Source organism: Staphylococcus sp. GDY8P126P, from assembly GCF_017891965.1.
Lineage (GTDB): Bacteria > Bacillota > Bacilli > Staphylococcales > Staphylococcaceae > Staphylococcus > Staphylococcus saprophyticus.
Genome location: NZ_JAESKG010000003.1, coordinates 606,715 through 624,678 on the forward strand (window position 1 = coordinate 606,715; position 17,964 = coordinate 624,678).

Here is a 17,964-nt window from a genome sequence, read left to right on the forward strand (position 1 = left end):
AATGAGGGGATTAAAAGTGACAAGTATTTCTGCGAAATTGCGATTTTTAATATTAATTATTATAGATTCGCTTATTGTTACATTTTCAGTATTTTTAGGATATGCAATATTAGAACCATATTTTAAAGGATATTCAATAGATTTATTAGTATTATCATCTGTTATATTGTTAATATCACATCACATATTCGCATATGTATTTAATTTGTATCATCGAGCGTGGGAGTATGCAAGTGTAAGTGAATTGATGTCAGTTTTAAAAGCGGTTACAAGTTCAATAGTGGTAACGCTTTTATTAGTTTCATTAATTACAAGTGAAAGTCCATTTCTAAGGTTATATTTTATAACGTGGATGATGCATTTGCTATTGATTGGTGGTTCTAGATTGTTTTGGCGGGTTTATAGAAGGTATTTTATTGGTAACGCTGTAGAAAAAAAAGCCACATTAGTAGTAGGGGCTGGACAAGGCGGATCTGTGTTAATTCGTCAAATGTTAAGAAGTCAAGATATGCGTATGCAACCAGTTTTAGCTGTTGATGACGATAAAAACAAACAAAAAATGACTATTACTGAAGGTGTTAAAGTTCAAGGGTATGTTGAAGATATACCGGAACTAGTAAAAAAATTTAGAATAAAAAAGATTATTATTGCTATACCGACATTAAGCCAAAAAAGATTAAATGAAATTAATAAAATATGTAATATTGAGGGCGTTGAATTATTTAAAATGCCTAATATAGAAGATGTATTATCTGGAGAATTAGAAGTTAATAATTTGAAAAAAGTAGAAGTAGAAGATTTACTTGGAAGAGATCCAGTTGAACTAGACATGGCATTAATTTCAAGAGAATTAACGAATAAAACAATATTGGTCACGGGGGCGGGAGGATCAATAGGTTCAGAAATTTGTAGACAAGTAAGTAAATTTGATCCTCAAAAAATTATTTTGTTAGGACATGGAGAGAACAGTATTTATTTAATTCATCAAGAATTAAGCAAAACTCATGGAGATGGAATTGAATTTGTTCCTGTTATCGCTGATGTACAAAATAAAACACGTATTTTAGAAGTCATGAATGAATTTAAGCCATATGCTGTTTATCATGCTGCAGCACATAAGCATGTACCATTAATGGAATACAATCCTCATGAAGCTATTAGAAATAATATTTTAGGTACTAAAAATACAGCTGAGTCTGCAAAAGAAGTAGAAGTAAGTAAGTTTGTAATGATTTCGACAGATAAAGCTGTAAATCCACCTAATGTAATGGGAGCAACAAAACGCATTGCTGAAATGGTAATACAAAGTTTAAATGAAGAGAATTCTAAGACAAGTTTTGTAGCAGTAAGATTTGGAAATGTGCTTGGATCAAGAGGATCGGTCATACCTCTATTTAAAAATCAAATTGAAGCAGGCGGTCCGGTAACAGTAACTCACCCAGAAATGACAAGATATTTCATGACAATACCAGAAGCATCAAGACTTGTATTACAGGCCGGGGCGTTGGCACGAGGTGGCGAGGTATTCGTTCTAGACATGGGCAAACCAGTTAAAATAATTGATTTAGCTAAGAATTTAATACGGTTGAGCGGTAAAAAAGAAGAAGATATTGGTATTGAATTTTCAGGGGTTAGACCAGGAGAAAAATTATATGAAGAATTATTAAATAAAAATGAAATTCATCCGCAGCAGGTATATGAAAAAATTTATAGAGGCAAGGTTGATTTCTATACCAAAGCGGAAATTGATTTAATTGTGGGAGATTTAATAAGTAATTTTTCAAAAGAGAAACTCTTAAAGATAGCAAATAGATAAATATAAATATGTATATTGGGGTTTTAAAATGAAACTAAAGGATAAAGCAATTTTAATTATAAATTTTGTTACAGTATTATTTAGTATATTTACATTTATCGGTTATTTAAATAACTTGATAGGTTTTAGGGTTGTTACAATTTCATTATGTATAACTATAGTTACGACTGTGTATTTACTTTACAAAAAAAGAAAAGGCTTTTTATTAGTTTATTTAGTATATTTATTTTTAACTAATTTTGGTGTGTTTGTAACAAATATATTTTTAGTCAATCCTTTAGTGGAGTATCATGGTGATTTATCTTGGTACCATATAAATACATCTAATTTGTTTAGCATTGCTACCTTCGCGATATTAACTTTTACAATTTTAAGTAATTTTATTAGTGTTTTTAGCAAAAAAACTCCTAGTATAAAGGTGGATATAAAAAGTAAAGGAAATAACTTATTCTACTACACAGGAATATTATTTATCATTGGATTTACTATACAATTTCTTTTTTATATTCTAACTGGTCGATTAGCAATTAATACTTATGGAGATTATGTAAGTAGTATTCAAGAATTACCAATGTATACTTACGGTTTATTCTTTTTTTCAATTGGGATTGCATTTGCATTTTCTAATGTAAAAAAAACACATATCAAATATCTAGTAATTATATTAACTCCCCAGGTGTTACTTTTTTTAATGACCGGAAATAGGGGAGAAGTATTTTATCCAATTCTATCTGCACTTGGAGTGTTAATAGTAAGGAATTATAAAATTAAATGGTGGATGATAATTACAATTGTTTTTACATTGTTTTTTGTAATACCATTTATTAAAGTCTTTAGAAATATGGATAGTAGCTCGATTGAAAAGATTGATATAAATTGGTTTTCTTCACTTGTTGAAATAGGTTACACACTGCGCCCTTTAGGTTATGTAACTAGGTGGATCGATGGAGGGGAAAGTATAGTTTATGGCAAAAGTTACTTAGCACCTATTCAAAATATATTTTCATATATTATACCTGGGTTACAACCTGTAAACTATGAAATGGTTGGTTACGGTTTTAGGTATAGATTACCAGGTATGGGTTTTAATGTAATAGCAGAAGCATATTACAACGGAGCAATTGTTGGAGTATTGATTGTAATGGTATTATTAGTGCTTTTACTTTGGAAATTTACAAATTTTAAATCTTTTGAAATGCTATCAATGGCTACTGCAATTGTAAGTGTATTAATTAATAATATAAGAAACGCATTTTCATTCGTACCTGCATACATATTAATTATCATTGTAATAGTGATTATACTACTGTTTATAGATAGTTATATAAAAAAAGAAATGAAGGCTGATTGAATTGGTTAAAAATTTTAATTATATGTTTGTTGCTAATATACTGTCTGCATTATGCAAATTTTTAATTTTACTAGTAATAGTTAGATTAGGAACACCTGAGGATGTAGGACGTTATAATTATGCTTTAGTTATAACTGCTCCCATTTTTTTATTTGTATCCCTGAAAATAAGGTCTGTAATTGTTACGAATGATAAATATAGTCCAAATGAATATATATCAGCAATTTTTTCATTAAATATTATTACTTTAATATTTGTTGCAATTTTTGTTTATGTATTAGGAAATGGTGACTTAACTACTATATTAATAGTATCGTTAATAAAATTATTTGAAAATATGAAAGAAGTACCTTATGGAATATATCAAAAAAATGAGAATCTCAAATTACTCGGAATTTCAATGGGTATTTATAATATACTAAGTTTAATTTTCTTTTATATTATATATTCTTTTTCACACAACTTGAATATGGCACTTTTATTTTTAGTAATATCCTGTATATCCTCATTTGCTATTATCGATAGATGGTATCTAAGTAAGTATTACAATATAAAGCTACACTATAATAATAACATTGCAAAGTTTAAGGAGATCTTTATTCTTGCAATACCTCTTGCTTTTTCAAGTGCGTTAGGATCATTAAATACAGGAATTCCTAGAATAGTATTAGAAAATCTATTTGGGAAATATACATTAGGTATATTTTCTACAATTGCGTATGTTCTGATAATTGGTGGGTTATTTGCAAATTCAATCAGTCAAGTTTTTTTACCCAAACTAAGAAAATTATATAAAGATGAAAATAAAATTGAGTTTGAAAAGTTAACTAGAAAAATGGTTTTTATTGGAATTGTTATTGGTATGTGCTCGGTAATATTGAGTTTGTTTTTAGGTGAGGCATTGTTATCATTGTTATTTGGGAAAGAATATGGTGAGAATAATACAATATTAATCATTCTTTCTTTTGGTTTGCTTTTTATACTCAGTGGTATTTTTTTAGGGACAACTATAATAGCTACTGGAAAGTATAATGTGAATTACAAAATTTCTCTAATACTATTATTTTGTATTTTGATATTGAGTTTCTTATTAATACCAAAATATTCATTATTAGGTGCTGCTTTAACTATTACTATTTCACAATTCGTTGCTTTAATAAGCTATTACTATTTTTACAAAAGAATATTTAGAGGTGGTAAATAATGAAAAAATTATTTTTAAAGTTAATTAAAAAGAATCTGTCTGAAGGTGAAATAAGGAAATTGGGCGTACAAGTTGGAGATGACTGTAGGTTTTTAAGTGTTGATAAATCAACATTTGGATCTGAACCTTATCTGATTCAAATAGGAAATCATGTAACAATAACTAGTGGTGTAAAATTTGCTACCCATGATGGCGGGGTATGGATTTTTAGAAAAGAATATCCTGAGATAGATAATTTTCATAGAATATTTATCGGTAATAATGTTTTCATAGGTATTAATTCAATAATTTTACCAGGAATAACAATAGGAAATAATGTTGTAGTAGGCGCTGGGAGTGTGGTAACAAAAGATGTGCCTGATAATGTAATTATTGGTGGTAATCCTGCCAAAAAAATTAAAAGTATAGAGGACTATGAAACTAAAATATTAAAAAACGCGGATTATACAAAAAAACTTAATTACAATGAAAAGAAAATGTATTTATTAAATAAATTCAAAGAGAACAGGTATAATTAATGATTAAAGTTATGCATATATTTAGCAGAATGAATCGTGGCGGTGCAGAATTAAGAACTATGGATACAATGAAACTATTAAATAGGGAGTTTGAGTTTCATGTATGTGCTACATCAGGGAAAAAGGGCGAATTAGATGATGAATTAGAGTCTATGGGTATTACGGTGCATTATTTAGATATTAAAAAATTTAGTTTTCCTTTCAAGTTTATAAAGTTATTGAAAAAGAAAAATATAGATGTTGTACATAGTCATATACTTTTTATGAGTGGATTGATTCAGTTACTTTCTTTTTCATCAAAAGTAAGAAATAGAATAACACACTTTAGAACTTCCAAAGATAGTAAAGAACAATATAGTAAAATAAGAAAAGCTAGAAATAAAGTACTGAAAACCATTATAGAAATCTTTAGTACGAAAATCTTATATGTAAGTGATATAGCAAATAGGAATTTAATTTCAATGAAACTTTTTCCAAAAAAACATAAAACTATTTACAATGGATTTGAAATAAGTAATTTAAGCAAAAATTTTGAAAAAGAAGAAAATAGTTTTATTTATGTCGGTAGGTTTATTCATACTAAGAATCAATGGTTTTTGTTAGATGTAATAGAAATTTTAAAAAAAGAATACAATACTAACATTGAAATTACTTTTGTTGGCAATATTGAAACTGATTATGGAAAAAAATTTTTGAATATAGCAAATGAAAGGGATTTAAATAAAAATATTAAGGTTATTGGAGAAGTAAATAATCCATTAGATTATTTAAAAACAAGTGAGTATTTTTTATTTCCTAGTGAATTAGAGGGATTACCAGGAGGATTGATAGAAGCGCATCTTCACAATTGTATCGTTATATCTTCGAATATAAAAGAAAATTCTGAAGTCAATCAATATTTTAAAGACTCTTCATTTGAATTAGAATTAAATCCAAAAACTTGGGCCTCTACTATCGAAAAGCTAATTTCTAGGAAAAAGCATATTAGTTTTAATGATTCTAATGTTTTTGATATCAATATGACTACACAAAAATTAAAAGAAATTTATATGAGTAAAAATTTATAGATGAAGGGATCGATTTTCATGAAAATTTTAATCACAGGTGCAGCAGGTTTTATTGGGTCACATCTTGCGAAAAAATTAATTAAACAAGGGCATCAAGTTATAGGCGTAGATAGCATAAATGATTATTATTCAGTTTCTTTGAAAGAAGATAGATTAAAATCAATAGGCAAAGTGAATTTCACTTTTTATAAGTTGAAATTAGAAAATTATGACGATTTATCTAAAGTATTTGGAGATGAACAACCAGAAGTAGTAGTTAATTTAGCGGCTCAAGCTGGTGTTAGATACAGTATTGACAATCCAAGGGCGTATATTGATTCTAATATTGTAGGTTTTATGAACATTTTAGAATGCAGTAGACATTTTAATATTCAAAATTTAATTTATGCTTCATCTAGTTCGGTTTATGGTGCAAATACTTCTAAACCATTTAGCACTTCGGATAATATTGATCATCCGTTAAGTTTATATGCAGCAACTAAAAAATCAAATGAGTTAATGGCACATACATATAGTCATTTATACAATTTACCCACAACAGGATTGAGATTTTTTACAGTATATGGTCCATGGGGGAGACCAGATATGGCGCTATTTAAATTTACAAAAGCAATCGTAAATGATGAAGTTATAGACGTCTATAATCACGGAAATATGATGAGAGACTTTACTTACGTGGATGATATTGTTGAAGCAATTAGTAGGCTTGTTAAGAAACCAGCGTCACCTAATAAAGAATGGTCAGGGGCAGATCCCGACCCTGGTACCTCATATGCACCATATAAAGTCTACAATATTGGGAACAACAGTCCAGTTAGATTGATGGAATTTGTAGAGGCTATAGAGAATAAATTAGGCAAAGAAGCTAGGAAAAACTACATGGATTTACAACCAGGAGATGTACCTGAAACTTATGCAAATGTAGATGACTTGTTTAGAGATATTGATTTTAAACCAGAAACTACAATTCAAGATGGTGTAAATAAATTTGTTGATTGGTACTTAGAATATTATAAAAAATGAAGAAAAAGGGTGTTTTAATATGCAATTACTCTTTGTACATGATTTCCCAGTTGAAAAATATAAAGATAATTATTACTCAATAGGTTTCTCTCACAAAATTTGGAATCGATATTTAACAATTTTTGATAAAATGCTCATAAATTCAAGAGTGAAAAATGTAGATAATGGGGAAATTATTAATAAATCGAATGGAGAAAAAGTGAATTTCGAAACAATAGATAGCTATAAATCACCTAAATCTCTAATTTTTAAACATAAGGAAATAATTGAAACCCTTACAATTTCTATCAAGAAAAGTGATGGTGTTTTAATTAGACTACCAAGTGTTTTAGGATTTATTGCAGCTCTAATATGTAAAAAACTCAATAAACCTTATATGGTGGAAGTAGTTGGTGCAGCATTTGACGCATATTGGTTTCATGGATCAATATTTGGGAAAATTTTATCGTTACCTATGGAATATTTACAAAAAAATGCAGTGAAAAATGCTAGCATAGCGATTTATGTGACTAAGAAATATTTGAGTAATAAATATCCGTGTAATGGCGAAGAGTTTAAAGGAATTTCAAACGTACAATCTGTAGAAAAATTTAATAAGAATTTAGATATAGGGAATAATATTAAAATTGGACTTATTGGATCCACATTTGTTGATTATAAAGGACATAACGTAGCTATAAAAGCAGTAAGTAATTTGGTGAATGAAGGTTATAACATTGAATTAGAGTTTGTGGGTGATGGGCCCAGTAAGAAATTTATGGAAATGGCTAAAAAATACAATATTGAAAATAATGTTATTTTTAAAGGTAAAATTTATGACAAGACAGAGTTAAATAACTGGTTTAGAAATCTAGATTTGTATATTCAACCAAGCTTAACAGAGGGACATTCTCGTGCAATTGTGGAAGCAATAGGAAATGGAGTGCCTACATTAGCGTCTAAAGCTGGTGGTAATTCGGATAGTGTTAATAAAGAATATTTGTTTAAACCAAAAGACGTAGTTAAATTAACAAAACTAATTAAAAGATCTATTTTGTCTAAGCAATATCGAAAAAAAAACACTTTAGAAAACAAAAAAAATATTTCAGGTTACAACCTGAAAAACATTCAAATAGAAAGAGAAAAAGCACTGCTTAATTATAAAAAAATAATAAATAATTTTTATTTAGCGAAAGGAATAAATAAAAATGCTTAATTATATATATAATCATTCACCAATAATTTTCCAAAATTTAATGGTTTCAATAAAGGGTAAAATATTCATGAAACAAAGATATACTAAACATTATTTTGAAGAAATAAAGAGACTTAGAGAGTGTAATGATTTATTTGAACTTCAAAATCAAAGATTTGAAGAATTTTATAATTATATCAAAAAAATAGTGAATTTTATTCTGAAATAATTAAAAAAAATAATCTAAGCGATAAAAAAATCACTGTGGCAAATATAAACCAATTACCTGAAATTACGAAAGATGATATTAGAAAAAATGTTGATAATATTATTACTAAAAAGAAAAATAAACTTATAAAAATGGGTACTGGTGGTTCGACAGGTAAAAGTATGGTTTTTTATACTAATGCATATGATATGTCTAGAAAAATAGCTTATCTTGACTACTTTAAAGAACAACATGGGGTTTATAAAGGTATGAAAAGAGTTAGTGTAGGTGGCAGAAAAATTGTACCAATTAAACAAAAAAAGAAAGTATTTTGGCGATATAATAAACCACTGAATCAATTAATGATATCTGCTTATCATGCTGATGGTGAAAATCTTAAATACTACATTAAAAAATTAAACAAATTTCAGCCTGAAACTTTGGATGGATATACTACAGTTATTCATAGGATTGCGAAATATATTTTAGATAACAATATAGAATTAAATTTCACACCAATTGCTATTTTTCCTAGTGCAGAAACTTTAACTGATTTAATGAGGGATGATATTGAAAAAGCTTTTAATTGTCCAGTGCGTAATCAATATGCTTCTTCTGAAGGAGCACCTTTTATTACAGAAAACAAAGAAGATGAACTAGAAATTAATGTAGCAACTGGAGTGTTTGAGTTTAAAAAAATTCATGGTAATATCTATGAATTAATAGTGACAGGTTTTTATACTACTACTACACCATTATTGAGGTATAAAATCGGAGATTCAGTAGAATTAGAAAATGAGCTTCCTGTAAATTATCAACAAAAAGATATAAAAATCAAAAGAATTATCGGTCGTAATAACGATTTTTTACAGTCTAGAGAAAAAGGAATTGTAACTAATGTGAATTTGTCAACAGCAATAAGATTTGTTGAGAATGATGTTATTGAATCGCAATTTGTACAGAATGAAATTGATAATATTATTGTGTATTTAGTAATTAGTAATGATGCGGATAAAAATAATATTATAAAAAAATTAAAATATGAGTTGGAATTCAGGTTTGGTACAAGTACTAATTTCCATTTTGAATTTGTTAGTAAGATACCATCAACATCTGGTGGAAAAAAAAGATTTGCAATTAATAACATTAAGTAGGGGGATAAGAAAATGAATAGAAATATTGCAGTTGTAGGTTTAGGTTATGTAGGTTTACCAGTAGCTGTGACTTTTGGGAATAAACATAAAGTAATCGGATTTGATATTAATGAATCACGAATTCAAGAATTAAAAAATAATTATGATAGAACAAATGAAGTAACAGAAGATAAATTAAAAAACACGAATATGGAATATACTTCAAATGCAGAAGATTTGAAAAAGGCTGATTTTATTATTATAGCTGTGCCAACACCAATCGATAAGCATAATAAACCTGATTTATTACCATTATTAAAAGCCAGTGAAACTGTTGGAAAGGTAATTACTCCAGACACAATAGTTGTATATGAATCTACAGTTTATCCTGGCGCAACAGAAGAAGAATGTGTACCTGTATTAGAAAAATATTCTGGACTCGTTTGTGGTAAAGATTTTTTTGTTGGTTACTCACCTGAAAGAATTAATCCTGGGGATAAGGTGCATACTTTTGAAACCATTACTAAGGTTGTATCTGGCCAAACGCTTGAAGTATTAGAAATAGTCGCAGACGTATATAGTTCAGTAGTCACAGCGGGAGTTCATAAAGCATCTTCTATTAAAGTAGCAGAAGCAGCAAAAGTCATTGAAAACACACAACGTGATGTAAATATTGCCCTAATGAATGAATTAGCAATTATTTTTGATAAATTAGATATAGATACTAACGAGGTGTTAAAAGCTTCAGGAACAAAATGGAACTTTTTGAATTTTAAACCTGGCTTAGTAGGTGGGCATTGTATTGGTATAGATCCATATTATTTAACACATAAAGCCCAAGAAGTTGGTCACCATCCTGAAGTAATCTTAGCAGGTAGAAGAATAAATGATAATATGGCTAAACATATTGCTTCTAATGTAATTAAAGAGTTATTGAAACAAGGTTTAGAAGTACAAGGCGCATCAGTCAATGTGTTAGGTCTTACATTTAAAGAAAATTGTCCAGACCTACGAAATACAAAAGTTATTCACATCATTGAAGAATTAAAGGAATATGGATTAAATGTAACAGTGAATGATGTTGAAGCGGATAAAAATGAAGCTGAGAAATTATTTAACTTAAATTTAAAAGATAAAAGTGAGTTAAGAAAAGCTGATGTAGTGTTATTTACAGTATCACATAAAGAATATATAGATAATAAGCAAGAGTATTTGAAATTTGCCAAAGAAGATGGTGTTATTTTTGATGTCAAAGGAATAGTCAATAATAATGAATTGAGAAGTACTCAAAAATTATGGAGGCTATAATACGGGTTTCAAAATAAAAAAGATAGTGAGGAAGCTTTTTTATAAAGGGATTTATAAGGGAATATATGAAAAGCTTAGTGAGATTAGAAAAAATAAAAAAAAAAGATTTCTGACAAGGAATATATATAATAAGAAGAACGATAAACGGGAGTATTTGAATTAGAACATATTCAAGGAAATATTTATGAATTAATTGTAACAGGGTTTTATACAACAACAACGCCATTATTTAGATATAAAATTGGAGATTCTGTTGAATTGTATGAGAAATTACCGAATAATTATTCACAAAAAGATATAAAAATCAAAAGAATTATTGGAAGAAATAATGATTTTTTAATTTCGAATGAAAGAGGGATAGTTACTAACGTTAATTTATCTACTGTAATAAGAGATGCAGGGCCTTCAATAAAATACTCTCAATTTGTACAAAATAAAAGTGATGAAGTTGATATATATCTTGTTACTGAAGGAGAGATTAATAAAGAAAAATTAGAAAAATTATTGGTTTCAAAATTAAAAATTCGCTTTGGAGAAAATACTAAATTTAAATTTAAATATGTAGATTCAATTGCTAAAACTTCGGGCGGGAAGACAAGATTTACTATTAATAATATAGTTTAAGGGAGATTATGACATGAATAGAAAAATAGCTGTAGTTGGATTGGGTTATGTAGGGTTACCTGTAGCTGTTGCTTTCGGGAAGCAACAACAAGTTGTGGGGTTTGATATTAATGAAACAAGAATTAATGAATTGAAAAATGGTTATGATCGCACGAATGAAGTGAATGATGAAGATTTAAAGAAAAGTAATATTAAGTTTACTAATGAACCTGAAGAATTAAGTAAAGCTGATTTTATTATTGTAGCAGTGCCTACGCCAATTAATAAAAATAATCAACCTGATTTAACTCCGTTGATCAAAGCTAGCGAAACAGTTGGTAAAGCTTTAACAAAAGATACTATAGTAGTGTATGAATCAACTGTATATCCTGGCGCAACAGAAGAAGATTGTGTACCAGTACTTGAAAAATTCTCTGGTTTAACTAGTGGAAAAGATTTCTTTGTTGGCTATTCACCTGAGCGTATTAATCCAGGAGATAAAGTACATACATTTGAAACTATTACAAAAGTTGTTTCTGGTCAAACGCCAGAGGTGTTAGATGTAGTTGCTGAAGTATACAGTATGGCAATTAAAGCTGGAGTTCATAAAGCGTCATCAATCAAAGTAGCAGAAGCTGCAAAGGTTATTGAAAATACACAACGTGATGTAAATATTGCATTAATGAATGAAATCGCAATTATATTTAATAAAGTTGGAATTGATACTACAGAAGTATTAGAAGCTTCAAGCACAAAATGGAACTTCTTAAACTTCAAGCCTGGATTAGTTGGCGGACATTGTATAGGTGTAGATCCATATTACTTAACTTATAAAGCACAAGAACTAGGACATCATCCAGAAGTAATATTAGCTGGAAGACGTATCAATGATAATATGGCTAAACATGTAGCAGCTAATATTATTAAAGAATTATTGAAAAAAGGTATCGAAGTTCAAGGTATGACGATTAACTTATTAGGCTTAACATTCAAAGAGAACTGTCCTGATTTAAGAAATACTAAAGTTATTGATATCATTAGAGAACTAGAAGAGTATGGGATGAGTGTTAAAGTTAATGATGTAGAAGCAGATAAAGCAACTGCAAAAATATTATACGATATTGATTTAATAGATAAAAATGAAATGACAAAATCTGATGCACTAATATTTGCAGTTTCACATAATGATTATGTTGAAAATAAAAATGAATATTTAAATTTATTAAATGACAATGGTATTATAATTGATATAAAAGGACTAATTAAAGATAATGATTTAAAAGTAAATCAAACTATTTGGAGATTATAATATGAAGATTGTTCAAGTAGTGGCGGTCGATGTAACTTTAGAAACTTTGCTAAAGCCCTTAATTAAAGCTACTCAAAATAAAGGGATTGAAACTCATTGTGTATCAAATAAAGGTCCTTATTATAATGAATTAATAGATAATGATTTTTATTTTCATGAGGTTAAAATTGATAGAAAAATTAGTCTAATTAATAACTTGAAATCGATAATCTCACTAGTGAAATTATTTAGAAACATCAAACCGACAATAGTGCATGTGCATACTCCTGTAGCTTCTGTCTTAGGAAGAATTGCTGCTAAAATAGCTAAAGTTCCAGTAATAATTTACACGGCACATGGTTTTTATTTTCACGAAGGTATGTCAAATAAGCAGTATAATTTTTTTTATAAAATTGAGAAGTATGTAGGGAAATTCTGCACGGATTATATATTCACACAAAGTGAAGAAGATTTTGAAGTTGCAAAATCAGGAAAGTTTTTATCTAAGAAAAACAGTGATAATTTTGTTCATATTAGCAATGGTATAGACATTACTAATAAGTTTAATTACAGCAAATTTAAAAAACAGAGTAACATAAACTTAAGAAAAAAATATGGATTGAGTGAAGACGATCTTGTAGTCACATTTATAGGTAGATTAGTGAAAGAAAAAGGTATACTAGATTTTTTAGATAGTTATAAATTTTTACAAACTGAAAATGTAAAATTTATAGTTATCGGTGGTTTACCTGAAGGTGAAAGAGATACTGAGACAGTAAACAAACTTGAAAAATACAAAGCAAATAAAAATATAATTTTTACAGGACACATTAAAAATATTAATGAACATTTGTTTATGAGCGATGTGTTCTGTTTGCCATCATATAGAGAAGGAATGCCAAGATCTATTATTGAGGGGATGGCTATGAAAAATGCAATATTAGCAACCAATATTAGAGGTTCAAGGGAAGAAGTGTTACATGGCAAAAATGGTTATCTATTTGATATTAATGATAGCCAAGCAATAGCAAAATATATAGAAATTCTGTCAAATAATCCTAAATTATTAAATGATTATAAAGAATTTAGTTTTGAAAGAGCTCATTCTATCTATAATGAAGAACTTGTTATTAAGAAGCAATTAAAAATATTTAATAAGTACAAATGAGGTGGAAAATTGAAAAAATTATTTGATTTTACTAGTTCTTTATTTGCAGTTTTTATTTTTTCACCAATATTAATCTTTACATCTATAGCAATTAAACTAGAATCTAAAGGTCCAATCGTTTTCAAACAAAAACGACCTGGTATAGATAATAAAATTTTTAATATTTATAAATTTAGATCTATGAAAATTGAAACACCAGATGTAGCAACTGATAAAATTGATGCAAATATGTATATTACTAAATCAGGACGTTTTATTAGAAGAACTTCAATCGATGAATTGCCTCAATTATTTAATATTATTAAAGGTGATATGTCTGTAGTTGGTCCAAGACCAGCTTTATATAATCAATATGATTTGATTGCTAAAAGAACAAATGAAAATGTGCATACGGTAAAGCCAGGTTTAACAGGTTTAGCGCAAGTTATGGGTAGAGATGATATTACAGATGATCAAAAAGTTCAATATGATAAATATTACGTTGAAAACCAAACTTTCATTTTAGATATGTTTATTATATACAAAACGATTAGAAACACGATAACATCTGAAGGTGTGAAACATTAATGGGAAAAACAATTTTAATCACTGGTAAGAATGGATATGTTGGGAATCGTATAAATGATTATTTAAAAGCACAAGGTCATGTTGTTGATCAAATTAATGTTAGAGATAATCAGTGGAAAGCATTAGATTTTAGTAAATATAACGTCGTTATACATTTAGCAGCAATTGTACACAATAATAACCCAAATGTTACTATGGTAGATTATATGAATGTAAATTACCATTTAACTAAAGAGCTAGCTGAAAAAGCTAAAACCGAAGGCGTAAATCAGTTTATATTCTTTAGTACAATGTCAGTATTTGGACTTGATGGCGAAGTAGGTAAACAAGTTATTATAGATAATAACACTTTAACTAAACCGACAACTTCTTATGGAATATCAAAACTACGTGCAGAAGAAATGTTACGTGAAATTCAATCAAATGAATTTAAGGTAGCTGTTTTAAGACCACCAATGATTTATGGTGAATCAGCACCAGGTAATTTTAGTAAGTTAATCAAAATATCTAAAATTTTACCTCTATATCCTCGGATTGATAATCAAAGAAGTAGCATATATATTGAAAATCTTGAGATTTATATTAATGAACTTATTGAGAATGAAGGTTCAGGTATATTACATCCTCAAAACAATGATTACTTAAATACGAATCATGCAATTTTTAAAATGAGAGAATTGCAAAATAAGAAAAGTATGAGTATTAAATTACCAAACAGTTTATTAAAATTATTTGGTAAAGTATTAATCTTTAATAAATTATATGGAAATTTAATTTATTCAAAGGATATTGATGACTTTGAATATACCGCTAGATTCACAAATGAAATTGAATCTTACAGAAAGACAATTAATAAATAAAAAGATGTTATTAAAGAAGTGTGATTTATCAAGGACCTCAATAAGTGCTGAAAAACATTATGTATTTCAGTACTAAAAACACGGTAAAGTTAGTACAAATTCTAGCTTTGCCGTGTTTTTGAATTTATTAGTTTAAGATAGTAATAATTTCATATCAATTAGCTTATTCAAAGGAATACATGATGTTTACTAGATTCATGCAAGCATGTACTTATTGCTATTTATTTCTTATATATACGAGTATCAAATGATGATATGTTGTTTCAATATCATACTTGATGATAAAGGTAACAGAGAAACATAAAATTTTTAGCAAAATAACTGATAAGGGGAAGCATATCATAAATGATGCGGTTTTTTCAGCCGCTTCTTAAAGGTATTTTGAACGTATCGGAACGTATGAGGTTTATGAGAATTGCTGTTATGTTTTTGTGAAGCATATCATAAATGATGCGGTTTTTTCAGCCGCTTCATAAAGGGATTTTGAATGTATCAGAACATATGAGGTTTATGTGAATTGCTGTTATGTTTTTAAGAAGCTTATCATAAGTAATGAGGTTCATGATTTTTGACATAGTTAGCCTCCGCAGTCTTTCATTTCAAGTAAATAATAGCGAAATATTCTTTATACTGAATACTTATAGTGAAGCAAAGTTCTAGCTTTGAGAAAATTCTTTCTGCAACTAAATATAGTAAATTACGGTAAAATATAAATAAGTACATATTGAAGAAAATGAGACATAATATATTTTATAATAGGAGGGAATTTCAAATGATAGACAACTTTATGCAGGTCCTTAAATTAATTAAAGAGAAACGTACCAATAATGTAGTTAAAAAATCTGATTGGGATAAAGGTGATCTATATAAAACTTTAGTCCATGATAAGTTACCCAAGCAGTTAAAAGTGCATATAAAAGAAGATAAATATTCAGTTGTAGGGAAGGTTGCTACTGGGAACTATAGTAAAGTTCCTTGGATTTCAATATATGATGAGAATATAACAAAAGAAACAAAGGATGGATATTATTTGGTATATCTTTTTCATCCGGAAGGAGAAGGCATATCACTTATCTTTGAATCAAGGATGGTCAAAGATAAGTGATATGTTTCCGCGGGATAAAAATGCTGCAAAACAAAGAGCATTAACTTTATCTTCCGAACTCAATAAATATATTACATCAAATGAATTTAATACTGGAAGATTTTATTACGCAGAAAATAAAGATTCATCTTATGATTTAAAAAATGATTATCCATCAGGATATTCTCATGGATCAATAAGATTCAAATATTATGATTTGAATGAAGGATTCACAGAAGAAGATATGCTAGAGGATTTAAAGAAATTTTTAGAACTATTTAATGAATTAGCTTCAAAAGTTACAAAAACATCCTATGATAGCTTGGTCAATAGCATAGACGAAATACAGGAAGACAGCGAAATTGAAGAAATTAGAACAGCACAAAAAGATAAGACACTCAAGGAAGTGGAAGCACCTAAAGGAATAATTCCAAAATATAAAAAAGGTGTATCAAAGACTACTAAAAATGATTCAGAAATTGAAAAATCAAATAAAGAGAATAAATTAACCGGTAAAGTTGGAGAAAAATTAGCGCTAAATTACTTTAATGAGCTAATTGATAATAAAATAGACGAAGATAAGAAAGAACAGTTTAGGAATATTTTAAATGATAATCCAGGCTCTCAACACGGTCATGGCTATGATTTAGTAGCTTTTGATCCAACAAATACAGATAAAGCTGTAGAAAAATTTATTGAAATTAAAACATCTACATCTTCTAGTATTGAGGAACCATTTTTTATGTCGCTAAATGAAATGTTTGCTATGAAAGAATATAAGCAGAAATATTTAATATTAAGAATATTTAATGTTTCTGGTAAAGAACCACAATTTTATTTTATAGATCCATATGCAAATTATTCTGAATTTAAAGATGTAGATGATCTCATTGACAAAGTATTTAATGTAGAAGCTATTCAGTATAAAGTTTTTGGCGAAAAATGATTACTTGAACAAGAGCTAAAATAAAATTGTGATCTAATAAAAATAGAAACTGTAATTTAAATAAAACTTTCTAAATAAGCTAACTGATAAAAAATCAGTTTGTCCACAGTCTGAAACAAGATTCCTATATTCTTTAGGAATCTTGTTTTTTCTATTTTTATGGTGATAAAGAGCAGATAAGATAATGTGTAATAATCACAAAAAAGTTAAATATTTTAAGGCTTGTTTAATTATTAATGATTTTATATATAAAGAGCAGTATAATAAAGTTGTTAATATATTATGAATAATATTCAAGTAATTTTATTGTTTTTTAATTTGTCGATATTTAAGTTGAGTTAAATTTAAAGGGTGTAATTTGTTTTACAATGATGAAGATAATTAGTCTATCAAAATAAAGGGGTTGGGACTGTTATGAGTGATAATTTGTCATTATTCATTGACTATATCAATGATAATATAATCTATGGTAGTGAAATCAAACGGGAGAAATTAGAGAATTTATTTAATCAATTTGCTATAAAAAATGTTGAAAAGAACATTGTCTATGATGAACTGAAATCTTTAGATATTACAATCATTGAGTCACAGGATTCATATAAAAATAAATTGAAGAGATTATTTTCGGTTCTGTTGCAAAGTAAAA

At 28.0% G+C, this 17,964-nt stretch carries 15 protein-coding genes and 1 pseudogene; all 16 read left to right on the forward strand.

What is annotated here, in order from left to right; genetic code table 11:
• Position 1: 1 nt before the first annotated feature.
• Positions 2 to 1,816, forward strand: a complete 1,815-nt coding sequence (locus KA893_RS08130; protein WP_245336550.1) for a nucleoside-diphosphate sugar epimerase/dehydratase — start codon at positions 2 to 4, stop codon at positions 1,814 to 1,816.
• Positions 1,817 to 1,844: 28 nt separating this feature from the next.
• Complete coding sequence (locus KA893_RS08135; protein ID WP_210125710.1) at positions 1,845 to 3,167, forward strand: O-antigen polysaccharide polymerase Wzy family protein; 1,323 nt, start codon at positions 1,845 to 1,847, stop codon at positions 3,165 to 3,167.
• A gap of 1 nt (position 3,168) precedes the next feature.
• Entirely contained in the window at positions 3,169 to 4,371 is a 1,203-nt protein-coding gene (locus tag KA893_RS08140; protein ID WP_210125712.1) for a flippase, read from the forward strand.
• Positions 4,371 to 4,889 carry an acyltransferase gene (locus KA893_RS14170; protein WP_210125714.1) on the forward strand — a complete coding sequence of 173 codons (519 nt, stop codon included), beginning with the start codon at positions 4,371 to 4,373 and terminating at the stop codon, positions 4,887 to 4,889. The genes KA893_RS08140 and KA893_RS14170 overlap by 1 nt, the downstream gene beginning before the upstream one ends.
• Before the next feature lie 29 nt (positions 4,890 to 4,918).
• Complete coding sequence (locus tag KA893_RS08150) at positions 4,919 to 5,956, forward strand: glycosyltransferase (RefSeq protein ID WP_210125716.1); 1,038 nt, start codon at positions 4,919 to 4,921, stop codon at positions 5,954 to 5,956.
• A gap of 18 nt (positions 5,957 to 5,974) precedes the next feature.
• Entirely contained in the window at positions 5,975 to 6,979 is a 1,005-nt protein-coding gene (locus KA893_RS08155; protein WP_281064306.1) for an NAD-dependent epimerase, read from the forward strand.
• 19 nt (positions 6,980 to 6,998) lie between these two features.
• Positions 6,999 to 8,174, forward strand: coding sequence for a glycosyltransferase (locus tag KA893_RS08160; protein ID WP_210125720.1), 1,176 nt, complete (start codon positions 6,999 to 7,001; stop codon positions 8,172 to 8,174).
• A 243-nt stretch (positions 8,175 to 8,417) separates the two neighbouring features.
• Positions 8,418 to 9,515 carry a phenylacetate--CoA ligase family protein gene (locus KA893_RS08165; RefSeq protein WP_245336551.1) on the forward strand — a complete coding sequence of 366 codons (1,098 nt, stop codon included), beginning with the start codon at positions 8,418 to 8,420 and terminating at the stop codon, positions 9,513 to 9,515.
• Between the two features lie 12 nt (positions 9,516 to 9,527).
• Positions 9,528 to 10,802: a nucleotide sugar dehydrogenase gene (locus KA893_RS08170; protein WP_186330722.1), complete on the forward strand. Its 1,275-nt coding sequence runs from the start codon at positions 9,528 to 9,530 to the stop codon at positions 10,800 to 10,802.
• Positions 10,803 to 11,060: 258 nt separating this feature from the next.
• A complete protein-coding gene (locus KA893_RS08175; RefSeq protein ID WP_245336552.1) occupies positions 11,061 to 11,426 on the forward strand; it encodes a hypothetical protein in 366 nt (121 codons plus the stop codon).
• 13 nt (positions 11,427 to 11,439) lie between these two features.
• A complete protein-coding gene (locus tag KA893_RS08180; RefSeq protein WP_210125722.1) occupies positions 11,440 to 12,714 on the forward strand; it encodes a nucleotide sugar dehydrogenase in 1,275 nt (424 codons plus the stop codon).
• A gap of 1 nt (position 12,715) precedes the next feature.
• Complete coding sequence (locus KA893_RS08185; RefSeq protein ID WP_210125724.1) at positions 12,716 to 13,861, forward strand: glycosyltransferase family 4 protein; 1,146 nt, start codon at positions 12,716 to 12,718, stop codon at positions 13,859 to 13,861.
• A gap of 9 nt (positions 13,862 to 13,870) precedes the next feature.
• Positions 13,871 to 14,428, forward strand: coding sequence for a sugar transferase (locus tag KA893_RS08190; RefSeq protein WP_210125726.1), 558 nt, complete (start codon positions 13,871 to 13,873; stop codon positions 14,426 to 14,428).
• Positions 14,428 to 15,288 carry an NAD-dependent epimerase/dehydratase family protein gene (locus KA893_RS08195; protein WP_096807985.1) on the forward strand — a complete coding sequence of 287 codons (861 nt, stop codon included), beginning with the start codon at positions 14,428 to 14,430 and terminating at the stop codon, positions 15,286 to 15,288. The genes KA893_RS08190 and KA893_RS08195 overlap by 1 nt, the downstream gene beginning before the upstream one ends.
• Before the next feature lie 772 nt (positions 15,289 to 16,060).
• Positions 16,061 to 17,318, forward strand: a pseudogene (locus KA893_RS14175) (MrcB family domain-containing protein).
• Between the two features lie 414 nt (positions 17,319 to 17,732).
• Positions 17,733 to 17,964, forward strand: a 232-nt coding sequence (locus KA893_RS08205; protein ID WP_033860009.1) for a hypothetical protein, incomplete at its 3' end; no start/stop codon positions are given.

Bases quoted from the DNA above. Each gene is read 5' to 3' on its own strand.
- KA893_RS08130 (WP_245336550.1), top strand. From the start codon at position 2: ATGAGGGGATTAAAAGTGACAAGTATTTCTGCGAAATTGCGATTTTTA.
- KA893_RS08135 (WP_210125710.1), top strand. From the start codon at position 1,845: ATGAAACTAAAGGATAAAGCAATTTTAATTATAAATTTTGTTACAGTA.
- KA893_RS14170 (WP_210125714.1), top strand. From the start codon at position 4,371: ATGAAAAAATTATTTTTAAAGTTAATTAAAAAGAATCTGTCTGAAGGT.
- KA893_RS08150 (WP_210125716.1), top strand. From the start codon at position 4,919: ATGAATCGTGGCGGTGCAGAATTAAGAACTATGGATACAATGAAACTA.
- KA893_RS08155 (WP_281064306.1), top strand. From the start codon at position 5,975: ATGAAAATTTTAATCACAGGTGCAGCAGGTTTTATTGGGTCACATCTT.
- KA893_RS08160 (WP_210125720.1), top strand. From the start codon at position 6,999: ATGCAATTACTCTTTGTACATGATTTCCCAGTTGAAAAATATAAAGAT.
- KA893_RS08170 (WP_186330722.1), top strand. From the start codon at position 9,528: ATGAATAGAAATATTGCAGTTGTAGGTTTAGGTTATGTAGGTTTACCA.
- KA893_RS08180 (WP_210125722.1), top strand. From the start codon at position 11,440: ATGAATAGAAAAATAGCTGTAGTTGGATTGGGTTATGTAGGGTTACCT.
- KA893_RS08185 (WP_210125724.1), top strand. From the start codon at position 12,716: ATGAAGATTGTTCAAGTAGTGGCGGTCGATGTAACTTTAGAAACTTTG.
- KA893_RS08195 (WP_096807985.1), top strand. From the start codon at position 14,428: ATGGGAAAAACAATTTTAATCACTGGTAAGAATGGATATGTTGGGAAT.